Annotated in this window: 14 protein-coding genes; 8 read left to right on the top strand and 6 right to left on the bottom strand. The window is 51.5% G+C overall.

Translation table 11 applies throughout. The features are described from left to right. The first annotated feature begins 27 nt into the window (after nucleotides 1–27). Entirely contained in the window at nucleotides 28–144 is a 117-nt protein-coding gene (locus tag JNUCC32_RS12185) for a hypothetical protein (protein ID WP_009593567.1), read from the top strand. Between the two features lie 51 nt (nucleotides 145–195). Here JNUCC32_RS12185 and JNUCC32_RS12180 read toward each other — a convergent pair whose 3' ends face one another. After that, entirely contained in the window at nucleotides 196–1,254 is a 1,059-nt protein-coding gene (locus JNUCC32_RS12180; RefSeq protein ID WP_192572211.1) for an anthranilate phosphoribosyltransferase, read from the bottom strand. After that, nucleotides 1,251–1,874: an ANTAR domain-containing response regulator gene (locus JNUCC32_RS12175; protein WP_015734881.1), complete on the bottom strand. Its 624-nt coding sequence runs from the start codon at nucleotides 1,872–1,874 to the stop codon at nucleotides 1,251–1,253. The genes JNUCC32_RS12180 and JNUCC32_RS12175 overlap by 4 nt, the downstream gene beginning before the upstream one ends. Before the next feature lie 351 nt (nucleotides 1,875–2,225). On the opposite strand from JNUCC32_RS12175, the gene nirB reads away from it, so the two are divergent. From nirB to JNUCC32_RS12150, 5 genes are all read left to right on the top strand, one after another. After that, nucleotides 2,226–4,658 carry a nitrite reductase large subunit NirB gene (gene nirB, locus JNUCC32_RS12170; protein WP_192572210.1) on the top strand — a complete coding sequence of 811 codons (2,433 nt, stop codon included), beginning with the start codon at nucleotides 2,226–2,228 and terminating at the stop codon, nucleotides 4,656–4,658. A 13-nt stretch (nucleotides 4,659–4,671) separates the two neighbouring features. Beyond that, entirely contained in the window at nucleotides 4,672–4,992 is a 321-nt protein-coding gene (gene nirD, locus JNUCC32_RS12165; RefSeq protein ID WP_015734883.1) for a nitrite reductase small subunit NirD, read from the top strand. A gap of 83 nt (nucleotides 4,993–5,075) precedes the next feature. Beyond that, a complete protein-coding gene (locus JNUCC32_RS12160; RefSeq protein WP_192572209.1) occupies nucleotides 5,076–5,543 on the top strand; it encodes a formate/nitrite transporter family protein in 468 nt (155 codons plus the stop codon). 8 nt (nucleotides 5,544–5,551) lie between these two features. After that, nucleotides 5,552–6,307: a uroporphyrinogen-III C-methyltransferase gene (gene cobA / locus JNUCC32_RS12155; protein WP_251494975.1), complete on the top strand. Its 756-nt coding sequence runs from the start codon at nucleotides 5,552–5,554 to the stop codon at nucleotides 6,305–6,307. 306 nt (nucleotides 6,308–6,613) lie between these two features. Further along, entirely contained in the window at nucleotides 6,614–8,263 is a 1,650-nt protein-coding gene (locus JNUCC32_RS12150; protein ID WP_192572207.1) for an FAD-binding dehydrogenase, read from the top strand. 127 nt (nucleotides 8,264–8,390) lie between these two features. On the opposite strand, the gene JNUCC32_RS12145 is transcribed toward JNUCC32_RS12150, so the two are convergent. Continuing rightward, nucleotides 8,391–9,308 carry an aldo/keto reductase gene (locus JNUCC32_RS12145; RefSeq protein WP_096775498.1) on the bottom strand — a complete coding sequence of 306 codons (918 nt, stop codon included), beginning with the start codon at nucleotides 9,306–9,308 and terminating at the stop codon, nucleotides 8,391–8,393. A gap of 234 nt (nucleotides 9,309–9,542) precedes the next feature. Next, entirely contained in the window at nucleotides 9,543–10,802 is a 1,260-nt protein-coding gene (locus JNUCC32_RS12140; RefSeq protein ID WP_192572206.1) for a CYP152 family fatty-acid peroxygenase CypC, read from the bottom strand. A 258-nt stretch (nucleotides 10,803–11,060) separates the two neighbouring features. Between JNUCC32_RS12140 and JNUCC32_RS12135 the strand changes: the two genes are divergently transcribed. Continuing rightward, a complete protein-coding gene (locus JNUCC32_RS12135) occupies nucleotides 11,061–11,567 on the top strand; it encodes an AraC family transcriptional regulator (RefSeq protein ID WP_192572205.1) in 507 nt (168 codons plus the stop codon). Between the two features lie 175 nt (nucleotides 11,568–11,742). Here JNUCC32_RS12135 and JNUCC32_RS12130 read toward each other — a convergent pair whose 3' ends face one another. Together JNUCC32_RS12130 and JNUCC32_RS12125 are read right to left on the bottom strand one after the other, a co-directional pair. Next, complete coding sequence (locus JNUCC32_RS12130) at nucleotides 11,743–12,462, bottom strand: glycosyltransferase family 2 protein (RefSeq protein WP_192572204.1); 720 nt, start codon at nucleotides 12,460–12,462, stop codon at nucleotides 11,743–11,745. Beyond that, complete coding sequence (locus JNUCC32_RS12125; RefSeq protein WP_192572203.1) at nucleotides 12,459–13,199, bottom strand: glycosyltransferase family 2 protein; 741 nt, start codon at nucleotides 13,197–13,199, stop codon at nucleotides 12,459–12,461. The genes JNUCC32_RS12130 and JNUCC32_RS12125 overlap by 4 nt, the downstream gene beginning before the upstream one ends. Before the next feature lie 277 nt (nucleotides 13,200–13,476). On the opposite strand from JNUCC32_RS12125, the gene JNUCC32_RS12120 reads away from it, so the two are divergent. After that, nucleotides 13,477–14,385 (top strand): NAD(P)/FAD-dependent oxidoreductase, encoded by a 909-nt coding sequence (locus JNUCC32_RS12120; protein ID WP_192572202.1) that lies wholly within the window; start codon nucleotides 13,477–13,479, stop codon nucleotides 14,383–14,385. Nucleotides 14,386–14,439 lie beyond the last annotated feature (54 nt).

The raw sequence follows: 14,439 nt of genomic DNA, 5'->3' as shown, positions 1-14,439 counted from the left end.
GTTCCGAAAATAAAGGAGGTTAGAACCATGGGTGAAGTTGCCGGTTACAATGGCGGAGGATACGGATCGGTTGGAGCGGTGCTGGTTCTCTTTATTCTCTTGGTCATCATCTTGTCTGCTTTCGGATTCGGATTTGGAGTTTAATAGGTTATGGACAAAAACCCGCACCGTTTACTCGGTGCGGGTTTCTTCCGTTCATTGCGAGGCATGCCTTCCCATTGGCGAGACCACATCGGATTCTATGAGCAAGGACAACCATTTGCTATATAACTCCCACGGTTTCCCTGAGTCCAGCAATGCTTTGCAGGTATATATTCCTTCTTCGACGGAGCTGACTTTGTCCGCCAACTGTAAACGTACCGCACCATTCAGCAGCACCTGGTAGATAAATCCGAGGTCCCCTTTGCCCAGCAGAACCTCCGCCGTAGCGTCAGCTTGTTCGGAAGGAGTCCAGCCGATGTCCGGAACCGGCACATCTAGTCCGTACGCCTCGGGATCGATGATCTGCAGGCTGGCCTTGCCGTTCTCGATCCGGTATGTCCGCGTTGGCCGGTGAATGAATAATTCATCGGAGCCTTCACTGCCTTGAATAATGATCGCTTTACGGTAATCGAGTTTCATGATCAGTCGGCTTAACCGGTCAAAAACCGTATTATGGTATACGCCGAAGGTTAAATAAGGGGAATGGGAATAATCGACAAACTTTTCCGCCGTGTTGAGTACGGTCCGCATCCCCAGTTCCTCGCGAATCGGGCGAAGGTGCTTAAGCGGAGGGCACCATTCTTCCGCATCTACATATAATACGCCCGTCCGTTTGGCCGCCCGGATGCATGAGTCTTTTGCCAATGCCGGTCCGGTTATTCCTTTCGCCGCGAGTATATCGGACAAGGTAATCCCCCACTTTGGAGGGAGGGATGCAGTCCCGTGCAGCGTAACAGGGAGATCGGCAGCCGCGAGGACAAAAGCAGTGGCTAGCGTCGAGAAAAAAGATGACTTTCTGCCGTCATAAGGACCTGCGCAGTCGATACCCGCATGTAGAAACGAACGGTCCGCATATTCACGACTGACCTTCACGAAGGCTTCCAATTCTTCCACGCTTTCCATCTTGATGCGTTCAGCGATGAAAAAGGCGCCGATCTGCGCAGGAGTAGCCTGTGCACCTAGTATCGATGCTGCAGCCAGAAGCGCTTCCTCGTAAGTCAGGTCCCGAGCGCCGCGTTTGCCGCGGCCGACTTCTTTCAATAAGTGGATCATGATTTTTTGGCACCTCCTGAACCGGTCTCTTGCAGCAATTGATACAGCTTAACGATCGAGGTGGCGACGTCCACCATTCTTTTTCTTTCATTCATCGCCTGTTTGCGCAGGACATCGTAAGCTTCGGATTCCGAAATTTGTTTCATTTCGCATAAAATGCCTTTGGCCATATCAATCCATTTTCGTTCTTCAATGCGGGCTAGGAGCTGCGTTTTTTCGTCATGCCACTGTTGACGTTCGTAAAAATGCTTTGAACTAAAATGAAGCGTCCAATGCAGCTCGTGCTCCTTCATGGAGGGAAATAAAAGTCCATCAATTGTAACATCATCTTCACATGCTTCGAGAGATTGCGAAGCGGCATGATCGCTGCACCACCACAGAACCGGCACGCGCTTTTGTTGTTCAAGGGTACTGCACCATGGCTTGATCGAGGAGACCGGAAGATGGAGAACCGTTCCGTCAGCCTCCATGATTCCGGCCAACGCTTGCTTCTCATTGCGAGCAAGGTGGATCTTATAGCCGTATGAACGAAGGATAAATTCCGGAAGAAGCGCCTTGGCAGCTGTGTCACTTCGCTCTGAAGCAGGGACCGGATGGTGGATAACCAGCAATGAACGCATGGATTGACGCTCCCTTCATAAATGAAATCCTGTCAGAGGTAAAGCTTTAGCACAAAACAGAAACTATGTTAATTTATATAACATAAATCACAAGCGGATGTCGATAATTAATTAATTTTCTTAATTTCGTGTCAAATATGTTGACAGAACTCAAATGCGTAGTGTATATTTCCCTCAAGAACTTTATACTTCCCGGATACAACGTTGTATCCCATTAGCGGCAAAGAAGCCTGTTTTCGTTCCCGGTAAGAGTGTGCCAACTCTACTGGATCGAATGCAGGCTATTTTGGTTTTTTAAGATTTGTTGATGGATGAGTATATCGAAGGTGTTAGACGGAGGGAGAGCGAACCATGACAAAAAAGAAGTTAGTAATGATTGGGAATGGCATGGCAGGAGTGCGGGCTATCGAGCATTTAATCAAGCTTGCGCCCGAAGCGTATGAGATTACGATATTCGGAGCGGAGCCTCATCCGAACTACAATCGGATCATGCTGTCATCCGTCCTCGCAGGCGGAACCGATCTGAAGGAAATCATGATTAATGACTGGGATTGGTACAAGGAGAACCGGATCCAATTGCATGCAGGACATACGGTGAACCGGATCGACACGCTGCATCGCAAAGTATTCTCCGAACAAGGAGCTGTCGCTCCATATGATGCTTTGATTATTGCGACCGGCTCCAATCCGTTTATGCTGCCTTTGCCGGGTGCCGACAAGGAAGGCGTGATCGCCTTTAGGGACATCCAGGATTGCGAAACGATGGTGAAGACGTCGCAGCAATATAAGAAAGCGGTGGTCATCGGGGGAGGCCTCTTGGGCCTGGAGGCCGCTCGAGGTCTTCTGCATCTGGGCATGGATGTATCCGTGGTTCACCTGAATCCCTATTTAATGGAACGGCAATTGGACGAGACGGCAGCCAAAATGCTGCAGCGTGAACTCGAAACACAAGGAATGACGTTTTTGCTGAATAAAAATTCGGAATCGATCTCGGGTCGGAAGCGGGTGAGGGCGCTCCATTTTACGGACGGGAGCAGCGTCGAGACCGATCTGATCGTGATGGCCGTCGGGATCAAGCCAAACGTCTCTTTGGCACAGTCCTCCGGGATCGAGGTTAATCGCGGGATCGTCGTTAACGACTATATGGAGACGAACGTCCCCGACGTCTATGCGGTGGGCGAATGCGCGGAGCATCGGGGCATCGCTTATGGTCTTGTAGCCCCGCTATACGAACAAGGAGCGGTACTCGCCAAGCATCTGGCAGGTGTGGAGACGAGTGGATATGCCGGTTCCGTCACGTCAACGAAATTAAAGGTATCCGGCGTGGATGTATTCTCCGCAGGTCATTTTGCAGACCCGGAAGGAACCAGATCCATGCGATATCAAGACGAGGTCGAAGGGGTATACAAAAAAATCGTCGTCCGCGAAGACCGGCTCATCGGGGCTGTTATGTTCGGCGATACGGGGGATGGACCGAAGCTGTTTTCGCTCATGAAGAGCGGGGAATCCATCAGGGGCAGAGAGAAAGAGCTTCTGTTAGGCTTCGCGCCTAATGCAGGCGTTGTATCACCGGAGCAGCGGCTGGCTCAGCTGGCGGATGATGAGATCATTTGCGGCTGTAACGGCGTATCGAAAGAAGCGATCAAAGATGCCATTCTTACGAAGAACTGCAATACCGTCGCATCCGTTAAAGCTTGTACCAAAGCTTCGGGATCCTGCGGCGGCTGCAAACCTCTTGTCGAGGGACTCGTTCAATTATACGCCGGGGATGCTGCCGGGGAGCCGGTAAAAGAAGGGATATGCGGATGTACTTCGCTGGGGAGAGATGAAATTATCACCGAGATCACCCGTCTTGGACTGGGTACCGTGAAAGAAGTGATGAATGTGCTGGGATGGGACAATCCGGAGGGGTGCTCCAAGTGCCGTCCATCGTTGAACTACTATCTCGGCATGCTGTTTCCGGAATCCTACGTGGACGAGAAGGAATCCCGTTTCACGAACGAGCGGTACCATGCCAACATTCAGAAGGACGGCACGTATTCCGTGGTGCCTCGGATATACGGTGGGGTGACGTCGCCTTCGGAGCTAAAGAAAATCGCCGAGATTGCAGAAAAATTCGATGTGCCGATGGTCAAGATTACGGGCGGACAGCGGATCGATCTGCTCGGCGTCAAGAAGGAGGATCTGCCGAGGATGTGGGAGGAGCTGGATATGCCTTCCGGTTATGCCTACGGTAAAGCCCTCCGTACGGTTAAAACTTGCGTAGGGTCCACGTTTTGCAGATTCGGCACGCAGGACTCCATAGGTATGGGCGTGCGTTTGGAGAAAGAATTTGAGCGGCTGAGCACCCCGGCCAAAGTGAAACTGGCGGTTTCCGGATGTCCTCGGAACTGCGCGGAAGCCACCATTAAGGATTTTGGCGTTGTGGCAATTGATGGCGGCTGGGAATTGCACGTCGGCGGCAATGGAGGCGTTCATGTCCGGGCCACGGAATTGTTATGCGTCGTAAAGACCGAAGACGAGGTAGTCGAATGGGCCGGAGCCTTTATCCAATATTACCGCGAAAACGCACAATGGAATGAACGGACGTCGGTTTGGATCGAGCGAGTGGGCCTGGACCATGTGAAAAAAGCATTGGAGAAGAAAGAGGACCGCGCCGCTCTTGTTTCCAGAATAAAGCTGGCTTTAAGCAAGCAAAAGGATCCGTGGAAGGAGATTACGTCAGACAGCGGGCTTCGTAAAAATTTCGTGCCTTTGCCTGACGCCGAAGCTGTGACGAAATAGGGGGAGAACCAATATGGCGAAACTGCATGTAGGATACGTGAACGAAATCGATCCTAAGGGATCAAGAACCATTGAAATCGGGGGAACGGAAATTGCGCTGTTCCGCTTGTCGGACGGGAATATTCTGGCCGTCGAAAACAAGTGCCCGCATAAAGGAGGCAAGCTTTCGGAAGGTATGGTGTGCGGGAAGCAAGTGCACTGTCCACTGCATGATTGGAAAATCGATCTGTGCAGCGGACAGGTTCAAGAGCCGGACACGGGTCATGTAAACACTTATCAGATAGAAGTGGATCCGGCAAGCGGCGCGATTTACTTGCTGGATCGTACAGCTTAACGCATTGTCAGTCATATTCCGCTGTCATGTTTGAGGCTGTCATAAATGTTAAGGATTGATTTCATTAGAAGGAGTAGACCGACATGGATTACGTGAAACCGGATCAGGTGATGCATGACATGATCGAGGCTGGGGCCGCGAAGGCGCGGCTGAAGACTTCGCAGATGCTTATTCGCGGCATACTGTCCGGCGCTATCCTGGCATGCGCCACCACGCTAGCATTTACGGCTTCGACCCAAACGAATATCCCGATGGCGGGCGCGCTCCTATTTCCGGTTGGCTTTGTCATCATTGTAGTGCTGGGCTTAGAGTTGGTCACCGGAAGCTTTGCGCTCTTACCGTTAACCGTTCTGCAGAAGAAGGGGTGGCTCTGGAATCAAATCCCCGTGCTTATAGGTAGCTTTATCGGCGGATCGGTATTTACCGGGGCGATGCTGTACTTTGCCCAATATGGATTCGGCAAGAGACGCGGGGTTGCGCGGATGGCGACCGGCTATTCAGGCCTCGGAATAATGGAGGCGACGGCAGTTTCCGTCGAGATCAGACGATGAGGCCGGGCATGGTGTATATCGTTGGCGCAGGTCCGGGAGACCCGGAGCTGATTACGCTGAAAGCCCTCCGGCGTATCCAGGAAGCGGACGTCATCATGTACGATCGGTTGGTGAACGATGAGCTGTTGAGCTACGCGAAGAAGGATGCTTTGCTTGTATACTGCGGCAAGGCACCCGGACGCCATTCTCTTCCGCAGGAAAGGATCAACGAGAACATGGTGGCCTTTGCCCTTGATGGTCATCATGTCGTCAGACTCAAGGGAGGCGACCCGCTGATCTTCGGTCGAGGGGGAGAGGAAGCTTGCGAATTGGCTGCACGCGGCATTCCCTTCGAATTCGTGCCAGGCGTTACCTCGGCTGTGGGTGCTTCCTCGTCCGCAGGAATTCCTCTGACTCACCGCGGAGCCAGTACCTCGGTTGCTTTTGTCAGCGGAACGAGCTGCCATGGTAATGAGCAGAGCGTGAGGTGGGACTTGCTGGCGCACAGCGTGGATACGCTTGTGGTGTACATGGGTGTCAGCAGAATGGATGGCATCTGTAAAGAGATGATCGCTCATGGCAAGCCGCCGTGGACTCCCGCTGCCATCGTCGAGCAGGGAACCTGGGCAGAAGAGAGAATCTTCACGGGTACGCTCGGAACCATCTACAGGATTTCTCATCGGATGAACGTGAAAAATCCGGCCCTGCTGATCATTGGAGAAGTGGTGCGGGTCAGAGAGCAGCTCCTGAAACTGGCGGCGGAGGCGCAGGAGAAGACCGGTTAACCCTTGTGCAGACATGAGGAGTTGCGCAGCCTACAATTACGCTAGAACGATACGAAGATACTTTTAACCATGGAGTGAACCCTTCTTGATTTGGGGTTCACTTTATTTTGCTGTGGAACATGTTAGCGGGGATGGGTAGGCATACAATAATACGGACCCGGCATTTGAGAATAGCCGATTTTATGCCGTCGCGAGAGGAAAACGCTTACACCGCAAAGAATATCATGTTAACGCCATCTGTAACGATCAAGCTGGAGTGAAGTTGACATTACTTGTTTTAGAAAAGGGAAAGAACGGGGGAGACGGATGAAATATGACGTCATCGTGGTAGGAGCCGGCTTATCGGGTCTCGTAGCTACCGCCGAAATGGCCGAGGCCGGCAAGCGGGTGCTGCTGCTTGACCAGGAACCGGAAAGCTCTATTGGCGGGCAGGCATGGTGGTCTTTTGGCGGTTTATTCCTTGTCGATTCGCCCGAGCAGAGAAGACTGGGGATCCGGGATTCCCGTGAACTGGCATGGCAGGATTGGCTTGGAGCCGCTGGTTTCGATCGGGAGGAGGACGAGGATTTGTGGGGGCGGAAATGGGCCGAGGCTTATGTCGACTTTGCCGCCGGCGAGAAGCGGGCATGGCTGCATTCGTTAGGAATTCGGTTCTTCCCAGTCGTTGGCTGGGCGGAACGCGGGGGATATCTCGCCGAGGGCCACGGCAATTCCGTTCCGCGTTTTCATATTGTGTGGGGAACAGGGCCAGGTGTCGTACAGCCATTTGAGTCCAGGGTCAGAGACGCCATCCGTTCCGGCGTAGTTGATTATCGTCCGCGTCACCAAGTCGATGAGCTGATTACGCGCGAGAATGCTGTCATCGGAGTAAGGGGCTCGGTACTTGCACCGAGTTCGGCCGGCCGGGGCGAAGAAAGCTCCCGCGAGGTCGTTGGCGACTATGAATATTATGCGGAGGCTGTGGTTGTCTCCAGCGGAGGCATCGGCGCCAACCATGAGCTGATCAATCAGCATTGGCCGTCCCGGTTAGGTAAGCCTCCACGAGCGATGCTCTCCGGCGTTCCCGCGCATGTGGACGGACGGATGCTGGGAATAACGGAGCAAGCCGGCGGGCGGGTCGTCAATCGAGACCGGATGTGGCACTACACGGAAGGGATTAAGAACTGGGACCCGGTATGGTCCAAGCACGGCATCCGGATACTGCCGGGTCCATCGTCAGTATGGCTTGATGCCAAGGGGCAACGGCTTCCTGCTCCGAATTTCCCGGGCTTCGATACGCTGGGAACCCTGAAAGCCATTCAGGATACGGGCTTTGACTATTCCTGGTTTCTTCTGACCAGAAAGGTCATTGAGAAGGAATTTGCCCTGTCCGGCTCGGAACAAAACCCGGATTTGACCGGAAAGAGCATCCGTAAAGTGCTGGGAAGAGTTGGCTCGGGCATTCCTGGCCCTGTGCAGGCATTTCTGGATCACGGCGAGGATTTTGTTGTCGCCGATTCACTGCCCGAGCTTGTGGACGGCATGAATAAGCTTGCAGGCAGCGATCTGGTCAAGCTGGACGATTTGAAGCGTCAGCTTGCCGCAAGAGACCGCGAGATGGACCAGGCTTTTACCAAGGATCTGCAGATCACGGCGCTCCGGGGAGCAAGGAATTATATAGGCGATCGTTTGGTGCGCGTAGCCAAGCCGCATAAATTTCTTGATCCGGCCCATGGTCCATTGATTGCGGTGCGCCTGCATATTCTTAGCCGAAAAACACTGGGCGGGCTTCAAACGGATCTCTCGGGGAGGGTGCTGAGTGCATTCGGCGAACCGGTTCCCGGGCTCTACGCGGTCGGAGAAGCGGCCGGCTTTGGTGGTGGGGGCGTTCATGGTTACCGTGCATTGGAGGGAACGTTTTTGGGCGGCTGCCTGTTTACGGGAAGGCAGGCGGGGCGGAGCATTGCACAACTGTAAGGTTCAGGAGGTCGTCCATCCTTGGAAAATTGTGCAAAAGGACCCTTATCGTTGTCATCTTCTCCCCAGCCATAATAATGAAACGGCCTCCCATCGAAGTCGATGGGAGGCCGTTTTCAGTTATGGCTTAAGGAAGGATGTTGCCGGCCGCGCGGTAAATGGCGTACCATTCCTCGCGAGTCAACGTGACATCGCCTGCTTTGATGCAGTCCTTCAAACGGTTGATATTCATCGTTCCGATGATGGGCTGCATTTGTGCAGGGTGGCGAAGAAGCCAAGCAATGGCAATCGTCGTATTGGTAACGTTATATTTTTCAGCGATTTCATCGATCTTCTGGTTAAGCTCAGGGAACTTGTCGCTTCCAAGGAATACGCCTTCGAAGAACCCGTATTGGAAAGGCGACCAAGGCTGTATCGTAATGTCGTGCAGTCTGCAGAAATCAAGAACGCTGCCATCGCGGTTAACCGCGGCGTCGTTCTCCATATTCACGTTGATTCCGCTTTGAATCATGGTGGTATTCGTGATGCTAAGCTGCAGCTGGTTGGCTACGAGCGGCTGCTTCACCGCTTTTTTCAACAGCTGGATCTGCATCGGATTCTGGTTGGATACGCCGAAATGACGCACTTTCCCCGAGCTCTCGAGCTGATCGAATGCTTCAGCCACCTCTTCAGGCTCAACCAAAGCATCCGGACGGTGGAGCAGGAGAACGTCGAGATATTCGGTACGAAGTCTTTTGAGGATGCCGTCGACGGAATTCAAGATATGCTCTTTGGAGAAATCGAACATGCCCTGACGGATACCGCATTTGGATTGAAGAATGATCTTCTCGCGGACTTCCGCATTCATATGTATCGCATCTGCAAAAATCTCCTCGCAAGCTCCGCCGCCATAAATGTCGGCATGGTCGAAGAAGTTGGCTCCTTCCTCCAGTGCGGATTGCACGAAACGTTCGGCTTCGGCTTTTTCCAGCGAATTTATGCGCATGCAACCAACGGCTACAACAGGTACTTCCAGTGAACTGCTTCCTAGTTTCATCGTTTTCATGATTGCGGTCCTCCCATTCAAAATAGGTTGATTGTACGGCCGCCGCGCTATAATGCAGGGGCAGCCGAGAACGTGTTAGCGAACGACTAGATGAATAGGTTCATGCTGACAGTCTCTAGTGTATTGTGACATGCAGACGGCGCAATGTACAAGCTTTAATTTTCTCTCCCAGGCAGCCATGTGGGTTATGGATCCCACATGCGATTTCGGAAGCGCCCTTGGATTCATCGCATCCTAATGTAGGGCCTTTACTTTTCGAATGACGATCCGGCTGTGAGGAAGAGACGGCATCTCATGAAAGCCGAAGCTTACGTCCTGCACGGGCACTTCATAACTCATCCGGTTAGCCAGAAAGTCCAGACTCTCCTTCATGATCTCAAGCGTAATCCATTCCCCGGCACAGCGGTGTCCCGTATGATGATCTCCGCCGCCTTGAGGGATGAAGTTAAAGGGACTTCCGTTCCAATGTTCGAAGCGATCCGGCTTGAACAGCTCCGGCTGATCCCATAGGCCGGGATGATGGTTCGTTCCGTATAAATCAAGGATCGTCAGCACGCCTTTATCGAATGCATATCCGTTCCAGGTAAAGTCCTTTCGTGCACGCGCTGGGGCAAAGGGGAAGAATGGGTAGAATCTCCGGACCTCCTGGACAAAATGCGTGAGCCGTTTCTCGTCGGACGTCATCAATTTCTCGCGCTCATGCTCCTGCTGAATGACAGCTAAGGCGGTAAAGCTTACGTAAATGGCAACGGCGACGATCGGGCGGAGAATGTTAATGATTTCTACCGCTGCGGTTTCTTTATCCAGAAGTTCGCCGCGAAGATCGCGATGCCAAGACATCGTGTGCAGCGTGCTGCCCTGCGGCGGATCCGCTTTTCCGCTGCGTACGTCGACAACGAGCCCCTGAATCCATTTTTCCGCCTTCGTTCTGGCGTTTCTTCCCTTCATATGCTTGATGCCAAAAGCCGCTGTAGCCTCGATCATGGCAGCAAGCCAGCCCGTTTTCTCCTCTGCTTCAGCTTCGGGAAGCGGCACGGCCGCCCACTCACAAGCCACACGGCAGAGAATTTCCTGGGCCTCCTCATAAATCTTGACGCTATCCTTGGATTCCCACCGGCTTACGGCAAACTCCCAATGTTTGCGGGTGATTGCTCTCATGTTATGAAGAGCTTCCCTGGACATCAAGGACATAAACATGGCTTTGCGATGATGGTGTTCTTCGCCATCCAGCGTCTGCACCCCGTCTTCGCCGAACAGGGTTTTCAGCACGCGCTTCGGGGCTGCGCCGCTTCGCACAAACTTATCCCGGTCATAGAACAGCCTGGCCGCTTCTTCTCCGCGCATGCAGATGGCACGTTCCCCCAATAGACGGGTTTCGAATATGTCGGATTGAAAGCCGATGGTTCGGTTCGTGATGAACAAATAGCCTTCTCGCAGCACATTCAAGCTATGATCAAGTCCCTCTTCCTTCGGAATCGGTTTGATCTTTTCCATAATGATCGCCTCCCGGATAATCAACATTTCAAAATCCAATATTAAAAATTTCTAGTTTCGTAATGAAAACATGCTTCCAACACAATACAACTTACATACCCGTTCTCTTCCGATTTGAACAATTTCACACCGCTGTTCTCAACTATCATAATCCAAGCCAAAAGTTGAAACCGGGCTGCTCCCTTGCAGGATTCCCTTGCGTTGACGAGAATTTGATTAAGTAATATTTCAAAAAGATGAACCCAGGAGGTTAAGAAAATGGCTGCAGAAATTACCAGTGTGTATAAAGTACAGATCCCGTCCGCGCGCTTGATCGGCAAACGGTATACGGACGAGCATCGAAATGCGGCAGGAAGCTTCGCGGACCAGTGGGAAGAATGGTTCGCCAATGGCTGGTTCGAAAAGATCGGGCAGCTTGGTTGTTTGCCGGAATCGGAGGGTGCTTCTTATGGTCTTATGCGAATGAACGGGATTCAGTTTGAATATTGGATCGGTATGCTTTTCCCGAAGCATATCGAAGTGCCGGAAGGATTTGACCATGCGGATCTGGAAGAAGGCGCTGCGGGTATATGTTGGTTATATGGCAAGGATAACGGGGAGCTGTTCGGTATGGAGCCTCATAAACGATGCATGGCGAAAATCGCCGAACAAGGCTGGAGCTTGGATGAGAACCCGTGGTTCTTTGAACGTTATCATCCAGTCCGTTTCATGATGCCGGATGAGCAGGGGAATGTCATCTTGGATTATGGCGTTTATTTGAAATGAGACGTTCGATTCGCTAGGCATGAATGAGAGCCGCTCCAATGGAGTGGCTCTTAACCGTTCTTCTGATTCAGTTAAACAAACTACACGCCATACTCGAGCTCGCCGTTTCTGTGGAAATGCTCGGGTCGCCGGTGCATTCATTACGATATACGGAACATTTAGATTCATGCAGCGCTTAGCCTCTGCTCACGAATTTCTTTGCATTGTCTACGTTCAGCTTTTTAACATGTTGAGTCAATAGATTCTTGTCACTGACGATCCAGGTGTGATTGGTGGAGTTGCGTCTTCGATTCGCTAAGAAATGATACGGACTGCCCGAGTATATTCTATAGTTACGAGCTATACAATCAGCACAAAATTGGACGCACTCGCTGCGATTTTGATTCGGGAACGCTACTTGATCGAATACATGCCGTTTAACCAGCATGGTCGCCCCTTGAACAAGGCGAACCCATTGATTGGCCATGTTAGGGTAACGGTGCAGAAGAGCTTTTTGTCCGGCAAGCTGCATGAAGTGCGCTCTCTTTCCTACAATATCAGCGCGAGTCTTGATCATGAGACGGACGCTTTCGTTCAAATAATCAGGTGCGTAATAGTCATCATCGTCAAATTTAGCAATGAGGCCGTGTTTGGAGACCTTGACTCCATAATTAAGGCAGCTGCCGAGTGATAATCGTTCCGGTTTGCTATATATTCTGACGTTGCGATATGACTTGGCTGCCATTTGATATTCCGGCAGCTTGAGACTGCCATGATTTAAGATGACGATTAACTCTTTGTTCCTGTAATTCTGTCTGGCGTAATTCTCCAACAGATTGTGCAGGCATTCCGGTCTTTTGGTGCAGGTGATGATCGATACGGCATGCTGTGATGGGGATGATGACCGGTGCGTCATGCTCGACCGCCTCCGGTCGTCCGCTGTACGAATTTTTTGAAATCTCGCACATTCGGAACTTTAGGGTGCTTGGCCATGAGTTCCTGATCGCTAATGATCCATGTATGACCGGATGAATTTTTCCGCCGCACTGCCGTAAAATGATACTTGCTGCCGGAATAGACTTTGAAGCCCTTTCTTTTACTTCTTGTGCAAAAAAGATCGTCTTCACCGACGCTTTGATTCGGAAAGCGTACTTTGTTAAAGACGTGCTTCTTAAATATGAGCGTAGCCCCCGGCAGCATGGTTACGGTTCGATTTTCATCGTTAGGAAAGCGTAGAATTAGAGTTTTGGAGCCTTGTAAATACATATAATGTGCACGTTTCCCTATAATATCGGCGTTCGATCTTCTTAACGACTTCAGGCTGTCCGACAAATAGTGGGGGGCGTAGTAGTCGTCATCATCGAATTTGGCAACGATGCCGTATTTCGTTTTGCTTACGGCGTAATTTAGGCACGCACCCAAAGTGACATGCTCCGGCATGCGGTAGATTTGTATGTTTCGATGCTTGTTGGCTATTTGCTGGTAAGGAGAGAGGGCGATTGTACTATCGTTGACGACGATAATGAGCTCTTTCTTGGCATGGGATTGTCTAGCGAAATTATGGAACAAGTTTTTAATATAATTAGGGCGATTCGTACAGGTAATAATGGATACGCCTTGCGTTTTGGATGAATTGTTTAAGCTTGCTGCCATTCCGTCACTCTCCTTATCTATGAGGATAATTTCTATATCACAATAGAGTATGTAAAGTATAAATAGAGGTAACGGCATTACGACTCGACCAACTTTTAAAATTTTTATAGCAGGAGGGCATTGCATTACAGATCTTGTTTATCTATAATGGATGACATAAGTCCATAATATGATTTGTCCTTGGCATTCTTCCTTGGGCAAAGGGAAATAGACAAGGAGTCATGTCGTCCTGCGTTTATATTATGGACATTAAAGATCCAGAAGGGTGATGGTGTGCATGACGGAATTGCATGATGTCGTTATTATCGGCGGAGGTCCGGCAGGATTGAATGCTGCGCTGGTATTGGGAAGAGCGAGGAAAGACGTGGTATTGATTGACGAAGGAAAGCCGCGAAACAGGGTTACGCGGGAAACCCACGGTTTTCTTACGAGAGACGGCACAAGCCCATCGGAGTTTCGCCGCATAGCAAGAGAACAGATTACCGCCTATCCCTCCGTCCGCTTCGTAGAGAATACAGCTGCCGCCGTAGAGGGAGTCGACGGTGATTTCCGGATTACCACGGGAGAGGGAACGATATACCGGAGTAAAAAGCTGCTGTTCGCCGTTGGGAAGAAGGACAGCCCGCTGGATGTTAACGGATTAGCCGACGTATACGGAAAGAGTGCCTTCGTCTGCCCATACTGCGATGGATGGGAATTGAGGGACCAACCGCTCGTCGTCATTGCCAAGGGTGCGGGGGCGCTGCATTTTGCCAAAGTGATCGCAGGGTGGAGCGACCGGTATACCATCTGTACGAACGGACCGGATGAACTGACGGATGAACAACGGCAGGAATTAAAGGATCATGACGTGCCTCTATTCAACTCCCCGATTCATCGCATTGAATCGAACGAGGGGATGGTGCGGCAAGTCGTATTGGAGGATGGAGCGGTCATTCCGTGCACGGGCATCTTTTTCGCGCCGAAGCTGGTCCCTGGTTCAGAATTGCCGGCGGCTGTAGGTTGCGATATCAATGAAGGTGGAAGTGTGGTCATTGATGCCTTCGGCAAAACGAGCGTGCCGGGCGTCTACAGCGCCGGTGATGCAGCCACCGAGATGTATCAGGCCATTGCGGCCGCTTCGATGGGAGCCATGGCAGCGGCCGCCATCAACGGCGAGCTGCTTAACGAACGATGGAATCGTTAATCCGTGAGTATACGAGAGGCAGGCTTTGGTTAGCATCCAAGCCTGTTTTTTCGT

Origin of the sequence: Paenibacillus sp. JNUCC32 (genome assembly GCF_014863545.1) — a bacterium.
In the GTDB taxonomy this organism is placed as follows: domain Bacteria; phylum Bacillota; class Bacilli; order Paenibacillales; family Paenibacillaceae; genus Paenibacillus_AQ; species Paenibacillus_AQ lautus_A.
The sequence above is the reverse complement of the archived record's forward strand: the minus strand, read 5'-3'. Positions and strand labels throughout refer to the sequence as shown.